Source organism: Nioella nitratireducens, from assembly GCF_001879715.1.
GTDB lineage: Bacteria > Pseudomonadota > Alphaproteobacteria > Rhodobacterales > Rhodobacteraceae > Nioella > Nioella nitratireducens.
This window is the reverse complement of record NZ_MNBW01000013.1, coordinates 19178-42262: the sequence shown is the minus strand read 5'-3', so window position 1 is coordinate 42262 and position 23085 is coordinate 19178. Positions and strand designations below refer to the sequence as shown.

Annotated in this window: 22 protein-coding genes; 2 read left to right on the top strand and 20 right to left on the bottom strand. The window is 65.4% G+C overall.

Annotated features, from left to right (window positions below):
* The first annotated feature begins 92 nt into the window (after positions 1 to 92).
* Entirely contained in the window at positions 93 to 653 is a 561-nt protein-coding gene (locus tag BKY27_RS13830; protein ID WP_071675090.1) for a hypothetical protein, read from the top strand.
* Between the two features lie 26 nt (positions 654 to 679).
* On the opposite strand, the gene recN is transcribed toward BKY27_RS13830, so the two are convergent.
* The 15 genes from recN to ftsW all read right to left on the bottom strand — a co-directional run bounded on the left by recN (position 680) and on the right by ftsW (position 15785).
* Entirely contained in the window at positions 680 to 2329 is a 1650-nt protein-coding gene (gene recN, locus BKY27_RS13825; protein WP_071675089.1) for a DNA repair protein RecN, read from the bottom strand.
* 24 nt (positions 2330 to 2353) lie between these two features.
* Positions 2354 to 3193, bottom strand: a complete 840-nt coding sequence (locus BKY27_RS13820) for an outer membrane protein assembly factor BamD (protein ID WP_407668420.1) — start codon at positions 3191 to 3193, stop codon at positions 2354 to 2356.
* Between the two features lie 131 nt (positions 3194 to 3324).
* Positions 3325 to 4248, bottom strand: a complete 924-nt coding sequence (lpxC, locus tag BKY27_RS13815) for a UDP-3-O-acyl-N-acetylglucosamine deacetylase (protein WP_071675173.1) — start codon at positions 4246 to 4248, stop codon at positions 3325 to 3327.
* A gap of 281 nt (positions 4249 to 4529) precedes the next feature.
* Positions 4530 to 6113, bottom strand: coding sequence for a cell division protein FtsZ (gene ftsZ, locus BKY27_RS13810; protein WP_071675087.1), 1584 nt, complete (start codon positions 6111 to 6113; stop codon positions 4530 to 4532).
* Positions 6114 to 6368: 255 nt separating this feature from the next.
* Positions 6369 to 7703: a cell division protein FtsA gene (gene ftsA / locus BKY27_RS13805; protein ID WP_071675086.1), complete on the bottom strand. Its 1335-nt coding sequence runs from the start codon at positions 7701 to 7703 to the stop codon at positions 6369 to 6371.
* Positions 7700 to 8599 (bottom strand): cell division protein FtsQ/DivIB, encoded by a 900-nt coding sequence (locus BKY27_RS13800; RefSeq protein ID WP_071675085.1) that lies wholly within the window; start codon positions 8597 to 8599, stop codon positions 7700 to 7702. Before BKY27_RS13800 ends, ftsA begins: the two co-directional genes overlap by 4 nt.
* Positions 8587 to 9465, bottom strand: a complete 879-nt coding sequence (locus BKY27_RS13795; protein WP_233491844.1) for a D-alanine--D-alanine ligase — start codon at positions 9463 to 9465, stop codon at positions 8587 to 8589. Before BKY27_RS13795 ends, BKY27_RS13800 begins: the two co-directional genes overlap by 13 nt.
* Positions 9466 to 9567: 102 nt before the next feature.
* The gene (murB, locus tag BKY27_RS13790; RefSeq protein WP_071675083.1) at positions 9568 to 10506 is read right to left on the bottom strand and encodes a UDP-N-acetylmuramate dehydrogenase; all 939 of its coding nucleotides are present in this window, start codon (positions 10504 to 10506) and stop codon (positions 9568 to 9570) included.
* Between the two features lie 3 nt (positions 10507 to 10509).
* Positions 10510 to 10809: a hypothetical protein gene (locus BKY27_RS13785; RefSeq protein ID WP_071675082.1), complete on the bottom strand. Its 300-nt coding sequence runs from the start codon at positions 10807 to 10809 to the stop codon at positions 10510 to 10512.
* 1 nt (position 10810) lies between these two features.
* Positions 10811 to 11122, bottom strand: a complete 312-nt coding sequence (locus BKY27_RS13780; protein WP_071675081.1) for a hypothetical protein — start codon at positions 11120 to 11122, stop codon at positions 10811 to 10813.
* Positions 11123 to 11125: 3 nt separating this feature from the next.
* Positions 11126 to 11374 carry a DUF2484 family protein gene (locus BKY27_RS13775; protein WP_071675080.1) on the bottom strand — a complete coding sequence of 83 codons (249 nt, stop codon included), beginning with the start codon at positions 11372 to 11374 and terminating at the stop codon, positions 11126 to 11128.
* Positions 11374 to 11628, bottom strand: coding sequence for a DUF2484 family protein (locus BKY27_RS13770; protein WP_071675079.1), 255 nt, complete (start codon positions 11626 to 11628; stop codon positions 11374 to 11376). Before BKY27_RS13770 ends, BKY27_RS13775 begins: the two co-directional genes overlap by 1 nt.
* 333 nt (positions 11629 to 11961) lie before the next feature.
* Positions 11962 to 13362, bottom strand: a complete 1401-nt coding sequence (gene murC / locus BKY27_RS13765; RefSeq protein ID WP_071675078.1) for a UDP-N-acetylmuramate--L-alanine ligase — start codon at positions 13360 to 13362, stop codon at positions 11962 to 11964.
* Positions 13363 to 13513: 151 nt separating this feature from the next.
* Positions 13514 to 14614, bottom strand: coding sequence for a UDP-N-acetylglucosamine--N-acetylmuramyl-(pentapeptide) pyrophosphoryl-undecaprenol N-acetylglucosamine transferase (locus BKY27_RS13760; protein ID WP_071675077.1), 1101 nt, complete (start codon positions 14612 to 14614; stop codon positions 13514 to 13516).
* Positions 14615 to 14618: 4 nt separating this feature from the next.
* Entirely contained in the window at positions 14619 to 15785 is a 1167-nt protein-coding gene (gene ftsW / locus BKY27_RS13755) for a putative lipid II flippase FtsW (protein WP_071675076.1), read from the bottom strand.
* 313 nt (positions 15786 to 16098) lie between these two features.
* On the opposite strand from ftsW, the gene BKY27_RS13750 reads away from it, so the two are divergent.
* The gene (locus BKY27_RS13750; protein ID WP_071675075.1) at positions 16099 to 16533 is read left to right on the top strand and encodes an EamA family transporter; all 435 of its coding nucleotides are present in this window, start codon (positions 16099 to 16101) and stop codon (positions 16531 to 16533) included.
* Positions 16534 to 16638: 105 nt separating this feature from the next.
* Here BKY27_RS13750 and BKY27_RS13745 read toward each other — a convergent pair whose 3' ends face one another.
* The 5 genes from BKY27_RS13745 to BKY27_RS13725 all read right to left on the bottom strand — a co-directional run bounded on the left by BKY27_RS13745 (position 16639) and on the right by BKY27_RS13725 (position 23084).
* Complete coding sequence (locus tag BKY27_RS13745; protein WP_071675074.1) at positions 16639 to 17373, bottom strand: NYN domain-containing protein; 735 nt, start codon at positions 17371 to 17373, stop codon at positions 16639 to 16641.
* A gap of 169 nt (positions 17374 to 17542) precedes the next feature.
* Entirely contained in the window at positions 17543 to 18943 is a 1401-nt protein-coding gene (gene murD, locus BKY27_RS13740) for a UDP-N-acetylmuramoyl-L-alanine--D-glutamate ligase (RefSeq protein ID WP_071675073.1), read from the bottom strand.
* A 146-nt stretch (positions 18944 to 19089) separates the two neighbouring features.
* Positions 19090 to 20175, bottom strand: coding sequence for a phospho-N-acetylmuramoyl-pentapeptide-transferase (gene mraY / locus BKY27_RS13735; RefSeq protein WP_071675072.1), 1086 nt, complete (start codon positions 20173 to 20175; stop codon positions 19090 to 19092).
* Positions 20176 to 21603: a UDP-N-acetylmuramoyl-tripeptide--D-alanyl-D-alanine ligase gene (locus tag BKY27_RS13730; protein WP_071675071.1), complete on the bottom strand. Its 1428-nt coding sequence runs from the start codon at positions 21601 to 21603 to the stop codon at positions 20176 to 20178. It lies immediately after the preceding gene.
* Positions 21600 to 23084 (bottom strand): UDP-N-acetylmuramoyl-L-alanyl-D-glutamate--2,6-diaminopimelate ligase, encoded by a 1485-nt coding sequence (locus BKY27_RS13725; protein WP_071675070.1) that lies wholly within the window; start codon positions 23082 to 23084, stop codon positions 21600 to 21602. The genes BKY27_RS13730 and BKY27_RS13725 overlap by 4 nt, the downstream gene beginning before the upstream one ends.
* Between the last annotated feature and the right edge of the window lies 1 nt (position 23085).

Here is a 23085-nt window from a genome sequence, read left to right as displayed (position 1 = left end):
TTGAGCTACGCCGTTGCGGCGCACAATGCAAAGACCTTTGGGTGGGGGCCAACGCCGCACAGCCACGCAAGACACGAAGGACGATCCCGGAAATGAGCAGCTCAAGACAATGGCATCGGTACCGCCCCTCGCGCGTCGAACTGCTGTCATACGGGGCGATTGCCATTGCAATCGGGGTCTATTTCACGGTGCTGAATGTGCTGGACGGGCGTGCAGAAGCGTATTTCGAAACCCTGCGCGAAGAAGACCCGGCCCTCTACCTGTCGCAACTGCGCGAGAGCCGCAGTTTCGCCGCCTATGTCGATGAATACCGGGTCATGCAGGACTATGACACGTTTCATCCCGCCGCGCCCGATTTCCTCGTGGGCCGCTGGACCATGCGAGAAGAGCCGCTGCGCCTGACGCCGGGCACGGTGCCATCGACCTGTAGCGATCCCGTGACCTTCGACTACGGCATCCTGCTGATGCTCGACGGCAGCGATCTGGCCTTGCGCGTCAACTACGCGATTGAAGAGCAGCGGGTGCTTCTCAACGCCCCCGGAATTGACGTTTTTCCCGTAGATCTAATCAGTTACGGTGCGAGGCTCGACCATATCGAGTTTCAGCCGCCGGGGCGGGCCAACCGCGTTTACGCCTATATCTGCTCTCGCTGAACGGGGACACCGTTTCGTCCGGCGTCTCAGTTCGGCAACAGCGCCCGAGCTGCGGCGCGCGCCTCTTCCGTGATCGTATCGCCCGACAACATCCGCGCGACTTCATCCACCCGTGCCTGCGCATCCAGCGGCACGACCCTGCTCAGCGTGATCTCGTTCTCGACCTGCTTTTCGACCCGCCAGTGATGCGCCCCGAGCGCGGCCACCTGTGGCGAGTGCGTCACGACCAGCACCTGCCCGCCATCCGCCAGCGTCGACAGCCGCCGCCCCACGGCATCCGCCGTGGCCCCGCCGACACCGCGGTCGATCTCGTCAAAGATCATTGTCAGCCCGGTGGCGCGTTCGCTCAGGCAGACCTTCATCGCCAACAGGAACCGCGACAATTCCCCGCCCGAGGCGATCTTGTTCAACGCCCCGATCGGCGCTCCGGGATTGGTGCGGGCGGCAAAAACCACCGCGTCGCGGCCGGTGGGACCGGGCGAGTCTTCGGTGATCTGCGTCTCGAACACCGCCCGTTCCATCTTGAGCGGTGCAAGCTCTTGCATGATCCGCGCATCCAGCCGGTGCGCGGCCTCTTTGCGGGCCGTGCTCAGGGCCTCGGCGGCCCGGTCATAGGCCGCGCGGGCCGCGTCCAACGCGCCTCGCAGTTCGCCCATATGCGCCTCTGACCGGTCCAGCGCCGCCAGCCGGGTACGCAGCGTCTCGGCAAAATCGCCAAGGTCATCGGGCAGCACCCCGTGCTTGCGCGCCAGTCCGCGCAGCGCGAACAGCCGTTCTTCCGTTTCGTCCAGTTCGGCGGGGTTGAAGCTCAATTGATCGGCAAAGCTTTCAACCCCCGCCTGCGCCTCACCCAGATCGACCATGGCGCGTTCCAGTGCCGTCATCGGGGCCTCCAGCGCGCCCTCGGCCTTGTCGGTCAAGCTGTCGAGCCAGCGCATGGCATCCGACATCGCGCCATCGGCACCCTGCGATCCCAACACTTCCAGAATGCGGGCGACATCGGTGCGCATCCTCTCCGCCCCTTGCATCAGGCGACGGCGGGCATCGAGCGTCTCTTCTTCACCCGGTTGCGGGTCGAGCGCGTCCAATTCACCGACCGCGTGGCGCAGGAAATCCTCTTCGGCCTGCAATTCGGCCAGGTCGCCTTCTGCCTTGGACAACGCTTTGCCCGCGCTGGACACGGCTCGCCACAGCTTGGCCACCTCGGCCCGCGCCTCCCCCAGCCCGCCGAAATCATCCAGCATGTCACGATGGCGGCGCGGGTCCAGCAGGCCCCGGTCATCCTGTTGCCCGTGCAATTCCACCAGCGTGTCCGACAACGCCCGCAGCACTTCGCCCGACACCCGCCGGTCGTTGACCCACGCCGTCTTGCGCCCCGACGCCGTGTTGACACGGCGCAGGATCAATTCGTCTCCGGCGGGCAGGCCCGCCTCCTCCAACACCGCGTGGGCGCCATGCCCCGCGGGCAGGTCGAAGACCGCCGCCACCTCGCCCTGCTCAGCGCCCGAGCGCACCAGATCTGCGCGCCCGCGCCAGCCCAGAACAAAGCCGAGCGAATCGAGCAGGATCGACTTGCCCGCGCCGGTTTCGCCGGTCAACACGTTCAGACCCGGCTGGAAACTCAGATCCAGCCGGTCGATGATCAACATGTCGCGAATGTCGAGACTGCGCAGCATCTCAGCCCTCATGGCCCCGTGGGATCAGAGCCACTGCCCGCGCACGGTCCGTTGCCAGATCTCGCGCAGCCAGCTTTCCCCCGCCGCTTCCGGCGCCAGATCCTGATCGTTCAGCAGGCGAAAGGCGTCGTCGTAGAACGGCGAAGACTGGAAGTTGTGCCCGAGAATGGCGGCAGCCGTCTGCGCCTCTTGCGGTAGGCCGAGCGCAAGATAGGCTTCGGTCAGGCGCAACAGGGCCTCGGGCGTGTGGCTGGTGGTCTGGAATTGCTCGACCACCGCCCGGAACCGGTTGATCGCCGCGGTGTAGTTCTCGCGCCGCAGGTAATAGCGGCCGATTTCCATTTCCTTGGCGGCAAGGTGGTCGAAGGCAAGGTCGAATTTCAGGATCGCGGACGACGCGTATTCGCTGTCCGGATAGCGTTCGATGACGACACGCAGCGCTTGCAACGCCTGATAGGTCAGGCCCTGGTCGCGGCCGACCTGGTCAATCTGGTCGTAGTAGGACAGCGCCAGAAGATACTGCGCGTAGGCCGCATCCTCATCCGCCGGGTAGAAATCGAGGAACCGCTGCGCGGCAGCGCGGGCATTCTCGTAATCGCGGTCCTGATGATAGGAATAGGCGGCCATGATCAGCGCCCGGCGTGCCCAATCCGTATAGGGGTGCAGGCGCTCGACCTCCAAAAAGGTCTCGGCGGCGCGGTCGGGCCGGTCGCGTTCCAACTGGGCTTCGGCCGTCTGGAAGATCGTCGGAGCGTCAAGTTCTTCCAGCGGAACTTCACGATTGCGTTCGCGCCATGACGCACAGGCGGACAGCGAAAGAACCAGCACAACGGCCAGCCCCGCCTTTAATCCCGATCTCAGCAATCCCCGCCCCCGTGCCATTGCTCGAAACCTCACGCCTCATCCTTCGGCGGCCCGTTGGCCTGCCCTGACTGACCTTGGTCCTAGCACATTAATTCTGAGGGCAAAACGCCTGAATTCACCCCCGGTCGCTTTCACGCAACGGCGGCCAGATCCTCGGGGTGAAGATTGACGCCGGGCAGCATTGCGGCCTGTTGCGGCGTGCAATCCACCATGCGCCATGCCCCCGGCGTGGCAAACAGCGTGCGCAACAACTGGTTGGTCAACATGTGACCCGCGCGCACCCCTTCGTACTCGGCAAACAGCGGCGCCCCGGCAAGGGCCAGATCGCCAAGCGCGTCCAGCATCTTGTGACGCACAGGTTCATCCGCGTGGCGCAATCCGCCGGGGCTGACGATGGACTCGCCATCCACCACCACCGCGTTTTCGCCGGGCACACCGCCAAGCGCGAGGCCGTTGGCTTGCATGAATTCGACATCCGCCTGACGGCAGAAGGTGCGGCTGTCGCACAGCTCACGCACGAAATGGCCGTTGCACAGCAGCGTTTCACGGGATTGCTTGCCAATGGCGGCGTCGTCGAAGTCGATATCGAAACGCATCTTCAACGCGGATGCAGGCCGCAACGTGGCACGGGCGGCGCCACTTTCGACGGTGATTTCCTTCAGAACTTCGATCGCGGTGATCGGCGTTCCCTGCCCCTGCACCCCGCGTGAGAGAATACCGCGAACGAACGGAGCGGCAGAGCCATCGAGGATCGGCACTTCGCCAGCGTCGATCTCGATCAGCGCATTATGCACACCGCAGCCCGCAAGTGCCGCCATCAGGTGTTCGACAGTCGAGACCTCGACCCCCGCCTCATTGCGCAGGATGGTACAAAGCTGGCTTTGAGGAACCGAGTCGTAGCGTGCCGCGATCAGGTTGTCGCGGTCGGTGACATCGACCCGGCGGAACCAGATGCCCACATTGGCAGACGCGGGCTTTATGGTCATGCGGACAGGGCGGCCAGAGTGTAGCCCGATCCCCGTAAACTGTATGTTCGATCTGATGGTCGCTTGCAAATCGCGCTCCAAAGCTGTCGGTTCGATCATGGCCGCGGCGACGCCGGCTCTGCCTTGATCTTGTCCCCCAACACCGTCGCGGACCACGTCCTGATGGTGTGACCAAGGGCTTACCTTCCGCGCGCGTCATTAACAATTCAACGATTGTGACTCCCTGCAACAAAGCCGCGACGGGTCGGCAGAATCTCGCCACCCGCTTGGCGGACAGGCGTTAACCCCCTGCATCCAAAAAGAAAACGGCCAGCGATTGGCTGGCCGTTTCCGATTGATTGTGACGGGGATCAGTTCGCCTGACGCCGCAGGAAGGCCGGAATTTCAATCCGATCCTGCTCGGGATCAACATGATCGTCCTCGTGCGAGCTGTGGCTCGAAAGGTTTGGCTGCTGGCGGCGGGGCTGTTGCGCCGGGGCTTCCTCGCCATGACCAGTCATCCGGTTGATCAGCGAATTGATGCCAAAGCGACCCGCGCCGCGGGTGGCATCGCCGGTTTCCGGATCGGGCGCACGCCCGCCGGGGTTGTCCTTGGCGATGGCGGCACGCAGGCGATCCATCGTCTCGGGCGAGGCGCGGCCGGTATTGGCGCGCGGCGCGACATAGTCTTCCTCGGTCGCCTGACGGGCCTGCGGCTGCTGCGGGGCCGGAGCCTCGGCAACCTGCGGGCGATAGGCCGGGCTCGGCACGTCTTCTTCGAACAGATCTTCGGCCTGCTCATGGGCGGTTTCGGCGTCGAAACGGGTGAACAGGCTCGGCTCGGGTACCGCAGCGGCGGCCGGCTGCTCTTCGTATTCCGGCTCTTCCTCGATTACCGGGGCGGCGGCAACGGCAGCCGATCCCCGCGACGAGGCGACAGAGTCGGTGTGCAGGCGGCGCATCGGGGCCGGAATGTCCTGGTGCACGTCGATGGCGTCGATCCCGGTCGCCACGACAGACACGCGCATCTTGCCTTCCATGTCGGTGTCCAGCGTCGAGCCGACGATGATGTTGGCCTCAGGGTCCACTTCTTCGCGGATGCGGTTCGCGGCCTCATCCAGTTCGAACAGGGTCAGGTCGTAGCCGCCGGTGATGTTGATCAGAACGCCGCGCGCGCCCTTGAGGCTGATTTCGTCGAGCAGCGGATTGGCAATTGCCTTCTCGGCGGCCTGCACGGCGCGATCCTCGCCCTCGGCCTCGCCCGTGCCCATCATGGCTTTGCCCATCTCGTTCATCACCGCGCGAACGTCAGCGAAGTCGAGGTTGATCAGGCCGGGACGCACCATCAGATCGGTGACACCCTTGACGCCCTGGTACAGAACATCGTCTGCCAGCGCGAACGCCTCGGTGAAGGTGGTCTTTTCATTGGCCAGCCGGAACAGGTTCTGGTTGGGAATGATGATCAGCGTGTCGACGACCTTTTGCAGCGCCTCGATACCCTCATCGGCCTGCCGCATCCGCTTGGCGCCTTCGAACTGGAAGGGCTTGGTCACGACGCCGACGGTCAGCACCCCCAACTCACGCGCGGCCTGCGCGATGATCGGGGCCGCGCCGGTGCCGGTGCCGCCGCCCATTCCAGCGGTGATAAAGCACATATGCGCGCCCACGAGATGGTCGACGATGGTTTCGATGCTTTCCTCGGCGGCAGAGGCACCAACCGCCGGGCGAGCGCCTGCGCCAAGCCCCTCGGTCACTTTCGCGCCCATCTGGATGCGGGCATTGGCCTTGGCTTGCTGAAGCGCCTGCGCGTCGGTATTGGCCACCACGAATTCGCAGCCATCCAGCGCCTGGTCGATCATGTTGTTCACAGCATTGCCGCCGGCCCCGCCAACACCGAACACGGTGATACGCGGCTTCAGGTCCGGTTGCTCCGGCATGGTCAGATTCAGGGTCATGATTGCGTCCGCCTGTGGTTTCTTGTGAGGGCCCCGCTCTTGGTGTCGGATAGCCGGTTTCTGCCTTATTTGGGATAAATGCTACAGCCTTAGCTTGCTGTCGTCACGCATAAATTCATCAAATACCGCGAAATATGGGGCAGATCACACGCCTTTTGGCGGGATTTTGCCCACTCCCCCCGCATATAGCGGTCATACAGGTAGCCCCGCACCAGCGTGCAGGGCGCAGACAGTGCAAACTACCGGTGCCGCGCACTACCAGTTGTCGCGGAACCACTTGACCGCGCGGCGCAGGGACCGGGCCGGATACTTGTCGGCGGGAACTTCGAAATCCCACCATTCGTCTTGCGGATAGGCGGCGAACAAAGCCAGCCCCACGCAGGCCGAAAAGGCCGGGCCGCAGGTCGATTGGGGCAGGCCCTGCACCCGCAGCGGGCGCCCCAGGCGCACCTGGTTGCCCAGAATACGCGACGCCAGTTGGTCGAGCCCCGGCACCTGGCTGGCGCCGCCGGTCAGCACGATCCGCTGCGACGGCAGATGGTCAAAGCCCGCATCCTCCAGAATGGCGCGCACCTCTTCGAGGATTTCCTCGACGCGCGGGCGCATCACGCCAATCAGTTCGGCCCGGCTGATCGAGCGCCGGTCATGTTCCCAATCGCCGGTATCGCTCTCCAGCTCGATCCGCTCGCGGTCATCCATGCCGGTTGCCACAAGCCCGCCAAAGCGCGTCTTGATCCGCTCGGCATCGGGCAAAGGAATCTGCAATCCTTGCGAAATATCCGAAGTGACGTGATCGCCACCCATCCGCACGGTGTCGGCATAGATCATGTGTTTCTTGATGAAGATCGACACCCCGGTCGAGCCGCCGCCCATATCGACGCAGGCCGCGCCAAGCTCCTGCTCGTCCTCGACCAGGCTGGACACGCCCGCCACGTAGGGCGACGAGGCCACGCCCGCCAGTTCCAGATCGCAGCGCTTCACGCAGTGCAGCAGCGTTTCGATGGCATGGGCCTCGATCGTCAGCATGTGCATGTCGGCGGTCAGCCGGTTGCCCACATGGCCGCGCGGATCTTTCAGCCCGGTGCGGTGGTCGAGCGAGAAATTCACCGGCTGCGCGTGCAGCACTTCCCGCCCCTCGCCGATATCGGGCACGTCGCAGGCCGCCATGGCACGGGCCACGTCGGCCTCGGTCACGGTGCCGGTCTGCAAGCTGATCTCGCCCACCAGCCCATAGGACCGGGGCCGCGCACCGGAGAAGCTGACGATCACATGATCGACCCGCATGTCGGCCATCTTCTGCGCCGCCTGCACCGCGGTTCGGATCGCGCGCTCGGTTTCCTGAACGGTGTCGATCTCGCCGAATTTCACCCCGCGCGACCGGGTTGTCGCCGCGCCCACGACGCGGAAACTCGACTGCCCCGCCATCGCGCCAACCCCGTCAGTGGGGCGCAGCTCGTCCGAGCTGTCGAAGCGCAGCACAAGGCACGAGGTCTTGTAGCTGCCGATATCGAGAATGGCGATCACGCCCCGGCGCATGGCCTCCTGGCGCTTGGCGCGCATGGCGCGCTGCGAGTGATACAGCATACTCATCCGTTCCGCTCTCCCATCGTCGCATCGAGATCCCGCATCCGGCGCAGTTCGGCCAAGGCTTGCGGGGACAGTTGCAGGACCGTGCGATCCCCGTCGCGCATATCCACGCGCAGCACGTCCCGTTCCAGAAGTTCCTGCGCATCATCCAGCGCCAGCACCCGCTCCAGCGCGGGCACCGGGTTGTCGGCGGGCAACAGGATGCGCGGGCCGTTTTCCAGCACCACGTCCCAGCGGCGTTCGCCCATGCGCACAAGGCCGCGCAGCCGCTCGCCCAACGGCTCGGCCACGGCGAGCAGCGCCATCGCCTCGGCGGCGGCCTCATTCGCGCCGTCGCCTGAAATCACCGGCAGATAGGTCAGGCGCGGTCGCGCCATCAGCGGGGCCACCCGCTCGCCACCCGCGTCGATCACCCACAGCCCCTCGCGCGCCTGCCAGATCATCGCCGGGCTGCGTTCGGTGATGTTGATCGACAACTCCCCGCCCGAGCGCACCCGCACCTCGGCCCGCTCGACGGCGCGGATGTCTTCGATCCGCTGACGCAGGGCAGGCATGTCGATATCGAAAGACGAGACCGGGAAATCCATCGCCAGCGTCGAGCGGATTTCTTCGGCCAGCACCGGCGAAGCACCGTTGACCGACATCAGGTTGACACGAAATTCGGGCCGGTCCTCGATCGAGCGGCGCAGATCGGACACGCTGTCCTGCAAATGCCGGATATTGGCGGGGTCGGAGACGTAAAATCCGAGGGCCCCGACGATCACGAAGGCCGGCAGTCCCACCCGCAGAAGCGAGCGGAAGACCGGCGTCAGCCACAGCCGTTGCACGCGATACGCCCACCGGGACGGCGCCGGATCGCGCGGAATGTCAGAGCCACGGCGGATGATCAGCGGTCGCATGACGCGTCCTCCACCATCCAGCGGCACATCTGGCCGAAGCCGATGCCGCATATCTGCCCCTGTTCAGGGCTGAGCGAGGTCGGCGTCATGCCGGGCTGGGTGTTGACCTCCAGCATGATCAGGCCATCGAGGCCCCTCGCCTCGTCCCACCGGAAATCAGCCCGGCTCACCCCGCGACACCCAAGCGCCTGATGCGCGACGACCGACAGGTCCATGCAGGCGTCGAAAATCTCTTTCGGCACATCGGCGGGCACCTCGTGGCGCGACCCGCCGACGGAATACTTTGCGTGGTAGTCGTACCAGCCATCGGTGATGATATCGGTCACCGTCAACGCCCGGTCGCCCATCACCGTCGTCGTCAGCTCGCGCCCCGGCGCGTAGGTCTCGACCATCAGGTGCTCGGGCATGTCTTCGGACAGGTGTGGCGGGCCGTTCGCGGCCTCTTGCACGATATAGACCCCGACCGAAGAGCCTTCGTTGTTGGGCTTCACCACATAGGGCGGCTCCATCACGTGGCCTGCCATGATCTCGGGTTTGCAGCGGATCAGGCTCTCGACCACGGGAATGCCCGCCGCGCGAAACACGTCCTTCGACCGTTGCTTGTCCATCGCCAACGCCGAGGCCAGCACGCCGGAATGCGTATAGGGGACTTTCAACCACTCAAGGATGCCCTGCACGCAGCCATCTTCGCCCCACCGACCGTGCAGCGCGTTGAAAGCAATGTCTGGATTGATCTGCACAATACGCTCGGCGAGATCGCGGCCCGCATCGACCTCGATCACCCGGAATCCTTCGTCCCGCAGCGCGGTTGCGCATTCACGCCCCGTCGACAGGCTGACTTCCCGTTCCGAGGAAAGGCCGCCCATCAAAACCGCAACTGTGGGGGATGTTCTGCCCGAACTCACCGCCACCTGTGCCTCAATTCCTGCCGCGAGCTTTCCGCCCGTCTGGCTTATCGTTTTTGCCGGTTACTCCGGCTTGTCACCCGCCGGTTCACCGACGCGCATGATTTCCCATACTAGCTCTATTCCGCTGTTTTGGAAAACCCTTTTTCGGACCTCCTCGCCAAGCTGTTCGAGGTCTTGCGCCGTCGCCCCCCCGGCATTCAGCAGGAAATTGCTATGTTTTTCCGACATCTGCGCGCCACCGCGCCGCGCACCGCGCATCCCGGCCTCGTCGATCAGCTTCCATGCCTTCAGGTCATGCACATCGTTGGCCCGGCCCGTGCTGGAAAACCCGGCCGGGTTGCGAAAGGTGCTGCCAGCGCTGCGTTCTTTGGTGGGCTGGGTGGCATCGCGCTTGGCCAGTTGGTCGGCCATCCGCGCCTCCAGCTCTTCCGGGTCGCCCGGCTCGGCCCGGAACGTCACCCGCGTCACGATGGCATCCGGCGGCAGATCGGTCTGGCGGTATTCGAAATGAATGTCGTCGGCCCCGAGCATCACCACCGTGCCATCGCGCAGCACCGCTTCGGCGTTGTGGAAATGGTCGGCCACATAGCTGCCATAGCATCCCGCGTTCATCCGCAGCGCCCCGCCGATGCTGCCCGGGATGGTGCGCAGAAAGGTCAGGTCCAGCCCCGCCGCCGCCGCCTTGCGCGCCACATGTGCATCCAGCGCCGCCGCCCCCGCCGTCACCGTTCCGTCGCCCGGTTCAATCGCGTTGAAGCCCCGGCCAAGGCGCACCACAACGGCGCGCAAACCGCCGTCACGCACGATCAGGTTCGACCCAACGCCAATGGGGAACACCGCGACGGACGGGTCGAGCGCCCGCAGGAATGCCACCAGATCATCCCGATCCGCCGGTTGAAACACCGCATCCGCCGGACCACCGACGCGCAGCCAGGTCAGTTCGGACAGCGGTTTGCCTTGGGTCAGGGTGCCGCGCACCTCGGGAAGCGTCAGCGTCATCGTCTACTCCGCCAATTTGCGCATCTTTTGCCGCAATCCGAGCCAGCCGCCAAGCAGCGAGGCCAGGAATGTCGGCCCGATGAACAGCACCGCCATCGCCACCCGCGCCACGCCATCGAACCCGTCATGCTCGACGCCCAGCCAATTCTGGACCGCCGGAAACAGGCCCCAGACCAACGTAATCGCCAACCCCAGCCAGACCGCCCGCAGCAGGGTGCGCGACAGGAACCGCCCGATGGCCCAGCCGACCAGCAGACCGAACAACGCGCAGCCGCCCGCAAACGCCCAGAGTCCGATCCCCATTTCAGACCTCCCCTGTGCGCCGGGCGGCACGGCTGGCGAACCACAGGCCAAAGCCACCGCCCAGAACCATTCCGGCCAGCCCCGGCAAAAGCCCCACAAACGCCACCGCCGCATAGCCGAGATAGGCCCACCGGTCGCCGGACACGCCAAGCGCGGCCAGAACGGTGTTGCTCATCAACCCCGCCGCAACCGCCGCCACCACCAAGCAGGCCACCAGCAGCCAACCGCCCCCGGCAAAGCGCCCAAAGCCCCATCCGATGGCAATGCCCAGCGCGCCCGCGCCAAGCATGATCGTCAACGCATCCGGATCCATTCGTTACCCCCGCAAAATCCTCTGCCGCAGCCAGCGCCCCGCGTAGTAGACTGGCCAGCGCAGCACAGACACGCCCGCGCCCAGTAACGCAAGCCCCCACCACGGCCCCACCTGCATTGTGACGAAGCCCAGTAACGGGATGCCCGCCGCAATCAGGGCAAAGGCCGCGGGCCAGTGATAGCGGCTGGGGGCAAGCCCGAGAAGACAGGCGGTCAGCCCCCACAGGCTGGCAAGGGTCAGGGACAGGGGCATCACGGGTCTCCTTTTCCGGTGCGCCGGGTGAGATGACGCGCCAGCGCCCAGAGCGGACGGCGGAACATCGACACGATGGCCAAGAGCGCCAGCACCACGATCCAGCCGCCATGCTGCACGCCGATAAAGACCAGCAGCGGCACCGCCGCGATCAACAGCGCCAGCCCCGGCGCATATTGGTAGCGCATCGGCAGAAAGGCCACGATGGTGGCAACGACGACCCAGACGCAGGCGAGGGTAAGGGACAAGGTCATGCCATGGCCTCTGTCCCCGGGTATCCATGAGTTCCCCCCCCAACGCATGGGGCCCACGCATCGGCGGGCCGCGGTGCCGCGATCCGACCTTGGTGCAGCAGCCCGTTGCGTCTGACCTGTCCGAAAATGCTCAGGGCGGCGCGCCAAGCGCGGCCAAATCGCCGTGCCGGGCGACGGCCCGGCGATGCGCGACGGCCTGCGGTCTCAGGTTCGTGCAGGGCGCATGGCGGCACAAAGTGCAGGGCGGCTATCTTGCGTCGGATGCGGAACACCGGGCGTATCGCGCACAAAGGCCCCGGTCTGAAACACCCTCCAAGCCCTTGTGCCATCGCCCTAACCCTCCAGCCGCGCAGGCAGCCCATGCGCCCACGCTGAAATCGTGCCAGCGCCGAGGCAGACCACCATGTCGCCCGGTCGCGCCTGTTCGCGGACCAGTCGTTCCAGATCATCCTCGTTCAATATGGCGCGGGCGTGACGGTGACCGTGGGCGACCAGACCAGCCACCAGATCGTCGCGCGTCGCGCCCTCGACCGGCTCTTCGCCTGCCGCAAAGACCTCGGCGATGGCAACCACGTCGGCCTCGTTGAAACAGGTGCAGAAATCATCGAACAGCGAATGCAGGCGGCTGTAGCGATGCGGCTGATGCACGGCGATAACCCGGCCTTCCGTGGCTTGCCGCGCGGCCTTCAGCACGGCGGTGATCTCCACCGGATGGTGGCCGTAGTCGTCGATGATGGTGATGCCGTTCACCTCGCCCACCTTGGTAAAGCGACGGTTCACGCCCTTGAAATTGGCCAGCGCGTCGCGAATCTCGGCGGCCTTCATGCCAAGGTGCCGCGCCACGGCAACCGCCGCCAGCGCGTTCGACACGTTGTGATCGCCCGGCATCGGCAGGGTGCAGCCCTCGATCACCGGCTCGTCCGTGCCAAGACGGATGTCGAAATGCGCCACGCCCGCCTTGTAGGTCAGGTTCACCGCCCGCACATCGGCCTGCGCGTTAAAGCCATATGTCACCACGCGGCGGTCGGTGATCTTGCCCACAAGGCTTTGCACCTCGGGGTGATCGGTGCAGCACACGGCCAGACCATAAAAGGGAATGTTCGACGCGAAATCGAGAAAGCCCTGCCGCAACTGGTCGAAATTCCCCCAGTGCTCCATATGTTCGGGGTCGATATTGGTGATGATGGCGATGGTCGCGGGAAGGCGATTGAAGCTGCCATCGCTCTCGTCGGCCTCGACCACCATCCATTCCCCCTGCCCCACCCGCGCGTTCGAACCATAGGCGTGGATGATGCCGCCATTGATCACGGTCGGATCGACCCCGCCCGCATCCAGCAGCGTCGCCACCATCGTCGTGGTGGTCGTCTTGCCATGGGTTCCCGCCACGGCGATGTTGGACCGCAGGCGCATCAGTTCCGCCAGCATCTCGGCCCGGCGCACCACCGGCAGGCCTTTGGCGCGCGCCGCGTCAAGCTCGGGGTTGCCGGGTTTGATCGCGGATGAAATCACCACCACCTCGGCCTCTTCAAGGTTCTCGGCGGCTTGCCCGATAAAGATCCGCGCACCCAACGAATCCAGCCGCTCGGTGATCTTCGACGGCTTCAGGTCAGATCCCTGCACCGTGTAGCCATGGTTCAGCAGAACCTCGGCGATCCCCGACATCCCGATGCCGCCGATGCCGATGAAATGGATGGCCCCAAGTTGGGTCGGTAGCTTGGTAACGGCGGCGTTCATGCGGTGTCCTTTGTAAGTTCAGCCCGGAGACAGGGTGCCAGCTGGCAGCGCCCGGCCTGCCGGGGTGGGCGTGACGCGCTCGCCCCGTGGGGGGCGGGTCGGGCGCTGGCCGGGCCAAGGGCCCGGCTCAGGTCGGGGCCGATCCGCGCGCTCATTTACGGCCCCCCTCGGCCAGCCCTTCGACCAGCGCAACAAGCCGCCCGGTCGCGTCAGGCATCCCCACCGACAGCGCAGCCTGCGCCATCTGGAGGGCGGCCTCGGGCTGGCTCAGCACGGTCTCGATTGCCTCGGCCAAGGCCTGCGCCGTGAACTTGCTTTCGGGAATGCGGATCGCCCCCCCCACCTCGACCAGCCCGCGCGCATTGGCGGTCTGGTGGTCGGCGGTCGCGGCGGCATAGGGGATCAGGATCGACGGTCGCCCGATCACCGACACATCGGCCACCGACGACGCGCCCGAGCGGCTGATCACCAGTTGCGCCTCGGACAGCCGCCGGGGAATGTCGCGGAAAAATGGCTCGACCTCGCTGTTCACCCCGATCTGGTAATAGGCCGCGATCACCCGGTCCTGATCCTCGGGCCGCGCCTGCTGCGCCACGCGCAAATGTTGGCGCAGATGCTCGGGCAAGCGGCCCACGGCCTCGGGCACCACATCCGACAGGATGCGCGCGCCCTGGCTGCCGCCGATCACCAGCAGGCTCATGGGGTAGTCGCCCGGCGGAATATAGGCCGCGCCCGCACGATCCAGAACCGCACCGCGCACCGGGTTGCCGGTATGCTCATGCGCCACGCCCTCGGGCAGCGCGGTCGGCCAGGTGCCGCAGGCCACGATGTCGACCTTCTTGGCAAAAAGCTTGTTAACCCGGCCCAGAACCCCGTTCTGCTCATGGATCATCCGCGGCACCCGCGTGATCCACGCCGCCGCCAGTGCCGGAATGCTGGGATAGCCGCCAAAGCCCACGACCACGTCGGGCTTGTCGCGCAGCATCGCCCAAGTGGCCGCCGCGATGCCGCCCAGAATGCGGAACGGCGCGGCCAGCTTGGCCAGCACCCCGCCACGCGCAAACGTGGCCGACGCAACCTGCCGGATCTCGACCACATGCGGAAAACCGCCCGCATAGCGCGCACCGCGGGCATCCGTCGACAGGCGCACCCGCCAGCCTTTGCGGATCATGGCCTCGGCCAGCGCCTGCGCCGGGAACATATGTCCACCCGTGCCGCCAGCCGCGATAATCAAGAGAGGGGCTTTCGCCATGCGTTTACCTGTGTCGATGAAGAAGGATGTCGCCGATCTCGCCCTGCGGGCGCGACCGCGTAAACGCCAGAAGCATCCCGACTGCAACCCCCGTCGCAATCAGCGACGAGCCGCCATAGGACACGAAGGGCAACGTCATCCCTTTCGCGGGCAACAACCGCACGGCCACGCCCATGTTGATGATCGCCTGCAACGCGAACAGCGAGACCAGACCGGTCCCCGCCAGCCGCGTGAACGGATCGCGTTCCTTCATCAGCCGGAACAGCCCGCGCAGCACCACGGTGCTGAACAGCGCGATGATCAGCAGGACCAGGATAACCCCGTATTCCTCGGCCGCCACCGCGATGATGAAATCGGTATGCGCGTCGGGCAGCGTCCACTTGACCGACCCCTCTCCAAGCCCGGTGCCGAAAATCCCGCCCTCGCGGATCGCGTTCGCCGCATAAGCCAGCTGCGTGTTGGGGTCGACCTCGGCCGACAGGAACCCGTCGATCCGCCGCGCCACATGTTCGGAACTGGAATAGGCCAGGATGCCGCCGCCCGAAACCATGGCCGCCACCAGCCCCAGAATCCAGATCGGCGCGCCCGCCACGAAATAGATCACCGCCCACGCAAACAGCACCAGCGCCGCCTGCCCGTAATCGGGCTGCATCACCAGAAACCCCATGATGATCATGGTCACCACCAGCGACAGCGTCTTGCCCGGCGGGCCGTTGATCTGCTGGCTGGCCGACACCAGCCACGCGGTGAAGATCACGAAGACAGGCTTCAGAAACTCCGACGGCTGCACCGAGGCGAAGCCGAGCGAAAACCACCGCGACGCGCCCTGCCCGAAATCGGTGCCGAAAACCGGCAGCAGCGCCAGTGCAGCAAAGGCCCCGAAGAACCCCAGCACGCCAAGTCGGCGCACCTGCGTCGGGCTCAGCATCGAGGTCAGGACCATCGCCACCATCGCCACGCTGCCAAAGACCGCCTGTCGCGTAACGTAGTAAAAGGGATCGTGCCCGTTGCGTTCGGCCAGCGGCGGCGAGGCCGCGAAGCCCAGTAGCAACCCGATCAGGAAGAGGGCCAGAATCGCGGCCAGCGTCCCCCGGTCAACCGTCCGCCACCAGCGGGGCAGAATCGCCTCGCCCGACTGCACGAGTACCGTGCCATGCGCCATTTCCGTCATGGGAACCGCCTGATTTTTGCCTCTGCCCGCCCGGTTTTTCCGGGTCTGTGGGCGAGTCTAGCGCGAAACGGCGCTTGGGGCTAGGGATTCTCACGGCCCCCACGGGTCAGCCCCTGCGTGGCCCAAGGCATCGCGGTGCTTGCAAGGCCCCCGCACAGGGCCCGGCGCGGCGCCTCTGATAACCGGCCCGCATCAGCCATTGCCCACGCCGGGGCCGGGCCCTTGCGCAGGGATTGCGCGGATTGCCGCTTGGGTCAGACCGCCCGCTGTGCAAGGCTTCGCGCATCACATCACAGCAGCAAGGGAAAAGCCAATGGCACACTTGACGACAAGCTGGCAGATCTGGGCACTGCTCGCTGCCATCTTCGCCGCCCTTACCGCGATATTCGCCAAAATCGGTGTCGAGGGGATCGACTCGGACCTCGCCACTTTTCTGCGCACCATCGTCGTCGTGGCCGCACTCGGGCTATTGGTCTTCGCCACAGGCAAGACCCACGGCCTGACCGACATCACCCCGCGCACCGCGCTGTTTCTTGTGCTGTCGGGTCTGGCCACCGGGGCATCTTGGCTGTGCTACTTCCGCGCCCTGCAACTGGGCGACGCGGGCCGCGTCGCCCCGGTCGACAAGCTCTCGGTCGTCTTCGTCGCCATCATCGCCGCGATCTTTCTGGGCGAGCGCATGTCAGGCGTCAGCTGGGGCGGTGTCGCCCTCGTGGCTATTGGCTCGGTGCTGGTGGCAGTCGGATAGCCCCCGCGCCACCTGTCCTGTCGTCCCTGCCTTCCGTGTCATCCCCGCGAAAGCGGGGATCCCGCAAAGCCGCACTCGAATGTCGATGGCGCACTGACCAGCGGACTACTCGGCCGCCAGAGCCGGGCCCACCCTGCGCAGGCGCACCTTCGCATTCGGACCTTTCGGATCGACATCGAACAGGTTCGCGCGCGCCTGCAAATACCCGCGCCACGTCTTCTCGGGATAGCTCCCGATAGCGACCCGATGCTCCTTCAAAAGCACCCTGTTCAGGGTCGCAAGGTCGATCCCCGTCTCCGGGCACCCATGGTCGTTGATCGCCGCAACGACCTTTTGGTTCAGCTTGCCAACCTTGCCCGCCGGCTTGGGCGGCGTTTGCGGTACCTCGCTGACCAAAGCTGCAACCGACGGGTCTGCAACAGCGACCGCCGCACGCTGGCTGGTGGGTGGGCGCAACGCCTTGAACCGGGTGCAACTCGCCTTGAACCTCAGCCCGGCTTTCTCCTGCCCCATGCCAAGCACGCTCAGGCCGCGTTCCCGCAACCGTTCCGCGAGATGCCGGAAATCCCCGTCGGAACTTGCGATCACGACGCCGTCGCATTGGCCGGAAAAGGCGCGCTCCATCGCATCGACGGTCAGCAACAGGTCAGCCGCGTTCTTGCCCCGGCCGGAATGGATCAGCCGGTAACCGGGGACGTCTTCCCACCCTTGAACCAATCCCGCGTCGCCATAGACCCGCAGATAGTCCACCTCTCCAAGACCCTGCGCCGCGTCCAGAATCGCAAGCGCATGGACCGACGAGATATTCTCACCATCGACAAAGACAGAGACGCGGGGCATGGGCACTCCTGAACGGTCACCGCCCCACCCTGTCGCCGCAGTTTGTCGAGAATTTGGCACGGGCAAGGTTTCCACCTGCCCCACCCAAAACTGCCAAACCGGTGTACAGGGGGTGTACGGGGGGCGCACAGGGGGTGTACGCGTGGCAACACCCTCTTTTCGGGCGACATCACCCGATCCGGGCCAGCACCTCGGCGGTGAAATCCTCGCCACGTTTTTCGAAGTTGTCATATTGATCGAAGCTCGCCGCAGCGGGCGCCAAAAGCACCACCTCCCCCGGCTGCGCCTCGGCGACAGCGCGCTCCACGGCCAGCGCCATGGTGGTGCAAACCTCGGCCTCTACGTCATTGATTTTCATTGCAAATTCATTCGCTTCCCGGCCAATCACATAGGCTTTCACCACTGATCCAAGGGCCGGTTTCAGCCCCTCCAGCCCACCGTCTTTCTCCAGCCCGCCACAGATCCAGCGGACCTTGGGAAAGGCCGCCAGCGCCTTGGCGGCGGCATCGACATTCGTGGCCTTGGAATCATTGACGAAGCGGACCCCGTCCTTTTCCCCGACAACCTGCGAGCGATGTGGCAAGCCTTTGAAACTATGAAAGGATTTCTCCACCACCCGCGGCGCGATCCCGAGTGCCCGGACGGCGGCATAGGCACAGCAGGCGTTCTGATGGTTATGCGCCCCCGGCAGCCCCGCAACCTCGCGCAGATCAATCGACGCCACCTGCCGCCCTTTACGCCACTCGGTCAAAAACCCTGTGCGGGCAAAGACATACCAGCCCGGTCCGCTCAGCTTTCGCGTCGCAGAGACCCGGATCAACCGGCCATCCTCGGCGCTTTCGCTCATCTGCCCGGCCAGATAGGCCCCCTCCGGCTCATCCACACCGATCACCGCCCGATCCGGCCCGCCTTCGGCAAACAGCCGCCGCTTGGCCGCGAAATAGCCGCCAATACCGCCATGCCGGTCCAGATGATCCGGGGAAAGGTTTGTAAAAACAGCCACATCCGGGGTCAGCGCCCGCGCCAGATCGGTCTGGTAACTCGACAGTTCCAACACGATCACTTCGCCATCCATGGGCGGTTCGATATCCAGAACCCCGCGCCCGATATTGCCCGCCAATTGCACCGGAGTGCCGTTTTCCTCCAGAATATGCGCGATCAGCGCCGAGGTGGTCGATTTGCCGTTCGACCCCGTCACCGCGATGACACGCGGCGGCGTGTCCAGATCCTCCCACCCATCCAGCCCGAGCGAGCGGAAAAACAGCCCGATATCGTTGTCGACCGGCACCCCCGCCTCATAGGCCGCCGCCAATACCTTGTGCGGCTGCGGATAAAGATGCGGAATGCCGGGGCTGGTGATCAGCAGGTCCACCCCCTCCAGCGCACCGCCACGGCCCAGGTCCAGCACGTCGAACCCTTCGGCCTCAGCCGCCTCGCGCCCGGCCATGCCATCGTCCCAGCACAGCACCTTGGCCGCGCCGGCCCGCAAGGCCCGCGCAGCCGACAGGCCCGACCGCCCAAGGCCCAGAACCGCAACCGTTTTTCCCTCGACGCCCTGAACCGGGATCATGTGACCTCCTTCATCTTCTTCTTGGCTGAAATACTCCCGCCGGAGGCATCCCGCCAGAGGCCAGATGCGAAAAGCCCCGGACGGGGGCACCGACCGGGGCAAAATGCGACGTGATCGACGCGGTCCGAGCGCGACAAGGCGCCCGCTCAGCGCAATTTCAGCGTCGCCAAACCGATCAGGGCAAGGATCAGCGAGATGATCCAGAAGCGGATGACGATCTGCGGCTCGGCCCACCCCCGTTTCTCGAAATGGTGGTGGATCGGCGCCATCAGGAACACGCGTTTGCCAGTGCGTTTGAAGTAGAGCACCTGGATAATCACGCTCAGCGCCTCGGCCACGAACAATCCGCCGACGATCGCCAACACGATCTCGTGCTTGGTGCAGACGGCAATCGCGCCAAGCGCGCCGCCAAGCGCGAGAGAGCCGGTATCGCCCATGAAAACCGCTGCGGGCGGCGCGTTATACCACAAGAACCCCAGCCCGCCGCCAATCAACCCGGCGGTGAAGATCAACAGCTCTCCGGTGCCCGGCACGTAGTGAACATCCAGATAATCGGTAAAGTCGACCCGGCCCACGGCATAGGCGATCACCCCGAGTGTGCCGCCCGCAATCATCACCGGCATGATCGCCAGCCCGTCAAGCCCATCGGTCAGGTTCACCGCGTTGGCCGAGCCCACGATGACGATCATGGCAAAGGGCACGAACAGCCAGCTCATGTTCAGCAAAAGCTCTTTGAACACAGGGAAAGCCAGTTGCCCCGACAACTCGTCAGGATGCAGATACATCGCCGCTACGCCCGCGATCGCGGCAATCGCCAACCCGATCCCGAACCGCACCTTGCCCGGCACCCCGGCCGTCGAATTGCGGCTGACCTTGGCGTAATCGTCGAGAAAGCCCACGATCCCGAAGGCCACGGTCACGAACAGCACCAGCCAGACATATCCGTTGTCCAGCCGCGCCCACAAAAGGGTGGACAGGGTCAGCGCTGCCAGGATCAGCAGCCCCCCCATGGTCGGCGTCCCCGCCTTGGTGGCGAGGTGGCTCTCGGGGCCGTCTTCCCGGATCGGCTGGCCGTTGCTGTATTTGCGGCGCAGCAGGTTGATCAGGGGGCGGCCAAAGACAAAACCGAATACCAGTGACGTAAAGAACGCGCCACCAGCCCGAAAGGTGATGTAACGAAACAGATTGAAGAAGTCGCCGCCATCCGACAGCGCGTTCAGCCAATATAGCATCTAGCGGGCATCCTCTTGGGTTTGCCGGGCCGCTTGACCCAATTTTCGCAAGCCGTCAACAACTAGCGATAGTTTTGAGCCTTTTGAGCTCTTGATCAGCACGATATCGCCGGGCCAGAGCAGCGCGGGCAGCTGTTTGGCCATGTCCTCGGCCGTGTCCGTGTGCAGCCCCCGAATGGCGGACGGCAGCGCCGCGTCGAGATGCGCCATCAGCGGGCCAGAGGTGCAGACAAGGTCAATCGCGGCCATCGCGGGCAGATTCGCCAGCCCGGCGTGCAAGGCGGGTGCCGTCGGACCAAGTTCCAGCATATCGCCCAATACAGCGACCCGGCGCCCCTTGCCCGGTGGTGTTGCTGCGGCGAGCACGTCAAGGCTGGCCGCGACCGAGGTAGGCGAGGCGTTGAAGGCGTCGTCAATCAGGTCCACCGCCTGATCGTCGGTGGGGTTCAGAACGATCCGCTCGCGCTTGCCGCGCCCATCGACTGGTTGCCATGCGGCCAGCGCCATCTTGGGCCGGGTCATATCGCGCCCGAGCGCATCGACCACCGCCAGCACCGCCAGAGCGTTCTGCGCCAGATGCCGCCCCGGCGCATCGAGTTTGAAGAGCAGCGGGGCGCCGCCAAGGTCGGCCTGAACAACGGTTGCCTCATCGCTCAATGTCACGGTCGCCAGCCGGGCATCGGCCTTGGGCGCCGCGCCCACCGAAAGAATCCGCGCGCCCATGGCCTCGGCCTTGGCCCGCAGGATCGGCGTGGTGTCGATATCGGCATTGATGACGGCAAGACCACCCGGCTCCAAACCGTCGAAGATCGCCGCCTTTTCACGGGCGATGCCATCAACGGACTCGAATGCCTCCAGATGGACTGCGGCGACGGTGGTGATCACCGCGACATGCGGGCGGGCAAGGCGCGACAGCGGCGCGATTTCGCCGGGGTGGTTCATGCCGATCTCGATCACCGCGAACTCGGTCTCGGCGGGCATCCGCGCCAGCGTCAGCGGCACGCCCCAATGGTTGTTATAGCTCGCCTCGGCGGCATGGGTCCGGCCCAATTGCGACAGTGCCGTGCGCAGCATGTCCTTGGAGGTGGTCTTGCCGACCGAGCCGGTAACGGCGATGACGGTGGCGTCGGTGCGGGACCGCGCCGCCCGGCCAAGGGCCTCCAGCCCGTGCAGCACGTCCGGCACGATCAGTAGGGGCGCGTCCGGGGGCACGCCATCGGGCACATTGCTGACAAGTGCAGCCGCCGCGCCGTTGTCCAGCGCCTGCGCGACGAAGTCATGCCCGTCCCGCGCGGCCCTGAGGGCCACGAACAGGTCACCCGGCTGGATCGTCCGCGTGTCGATGGAAACCCCGGTCGCCTGCCAGTCGCCCTGAACCCGTCCGCCAGTGGCATCCGCGGCATCGGCAGCAGTCCAGAGGGGGGTCATATCTTGCCCTCCAGTGCGGCGACGGCGACCGACGCTTGTTCAACGTCGTCAAAAGGATAGACGACATCGCCCACGGTTTGCCCGGTCTCGTGCCCCTTGCCCGCGATCAGCAGCGCGTCACCGGGCGCAAGCGCATCCACCGCGCGCAGGATCGCCTCGGCCCGATCCCCCACTTCGATTGCCCCCGGACAGCCGGCCAGCACCTCCTTGCGAATGGCGGCAGGGTCTTCACTGCGGGGATTGTCATCGGTCACGATCAGCAAATCGGCATGTTCCAACGCGGCCTTGCCCATCAGGGGCCGCTTGCCGCGGTCGCGGTCGCCCCCTGCCCCGAAAACGATGATCAGACGCCCGAGCACATGCGGGCGCAGCGCCTTCAACGCCGTTTCGATACTGTCAGGCGTGTGCGAATAATCCACGTAGATCGGCGCGCCGTTTTCGCGGCGCGCGGCCAGTTCCATGCGCCCATGCACGCCGGTGACGCGCGGCAGCACCGAGAACACGGCTTCGGCATCCTCGCCCGCGCCAATGACCAGCCCCGCCGCTGTCAGCACGTTCATCGCCTGAAACGCGCCGATCAGATCCAGCCGCGCCTGATAGCTTTGCCCCTGCCAGCGAAAGAGCACATCCTGCCCGGCTTCATCCATCCGCCGCCCGGTGATCTTGAGCCGTGCGTCTTCGGCATATTGGCCGACGGTGATAACCTCGATCTCGCGCCGCTCGCAAACCAGCACCAACTCTGTGCCCTTGGGATCGTCAAGGTTGATGACGGCGGCCGCCTCTTCGGGCAGCAATTCTGTGAAGAGCCGCGCCTTGGCGTCGAAATAGGCCTGCATGGTGCCGTGGTAATCAAGGTGATCCTGCGTGAAATTGGTGAAGGCGGCGGCGGCCAGGTGCACCGCCTCCATTCGCCGCTGATCCAGCCCGTGGGAGGACGCCTCCATCGCGCAATGGCTGACCCCCGCCGCCGCCATGTTCGACAGCAACCGGTGCAGCGTCAGCGGATCTGGGGTGGTGTGGATGCCGGGGGCGGAAAACGCTCCTTCGACGCCGGTGGTGCCGATATTCGCGGCCTCATGGCCCAAGGCGGCCCAGATCTGGCGGGTGAAGCTTGCCACGCTGGTCTTGCCATTGGTGCCGGTGACGGCCACGACGGTTTCGGGTTGCGCGCCGAACCAGAGCGCACAGGCATGGGCGAAAGCGGCCTTGGGGTCTTCGACAACGACAACGGCCGCCTCGCTGGCGGCCAACTCCTGTGCGGCGATCTCGGCGCCGACGCGGTCTGTCAGGATGGCGCCCGCCCGCATCCGCAGGGCATACTGAATGAATTCGCCGCCATGCACCCGCGTTCCGGGCAATGCCGCGAACAGATGCCCCGGCTTTACGTCGCGGCTGTCGAGCGAAACGCCCGTGACCGCCACATCGCCGCCACGCGTCGCGGTCAGCCCAAGCGCCGAGAGCGGTTTCTTGTCGGACGCCATC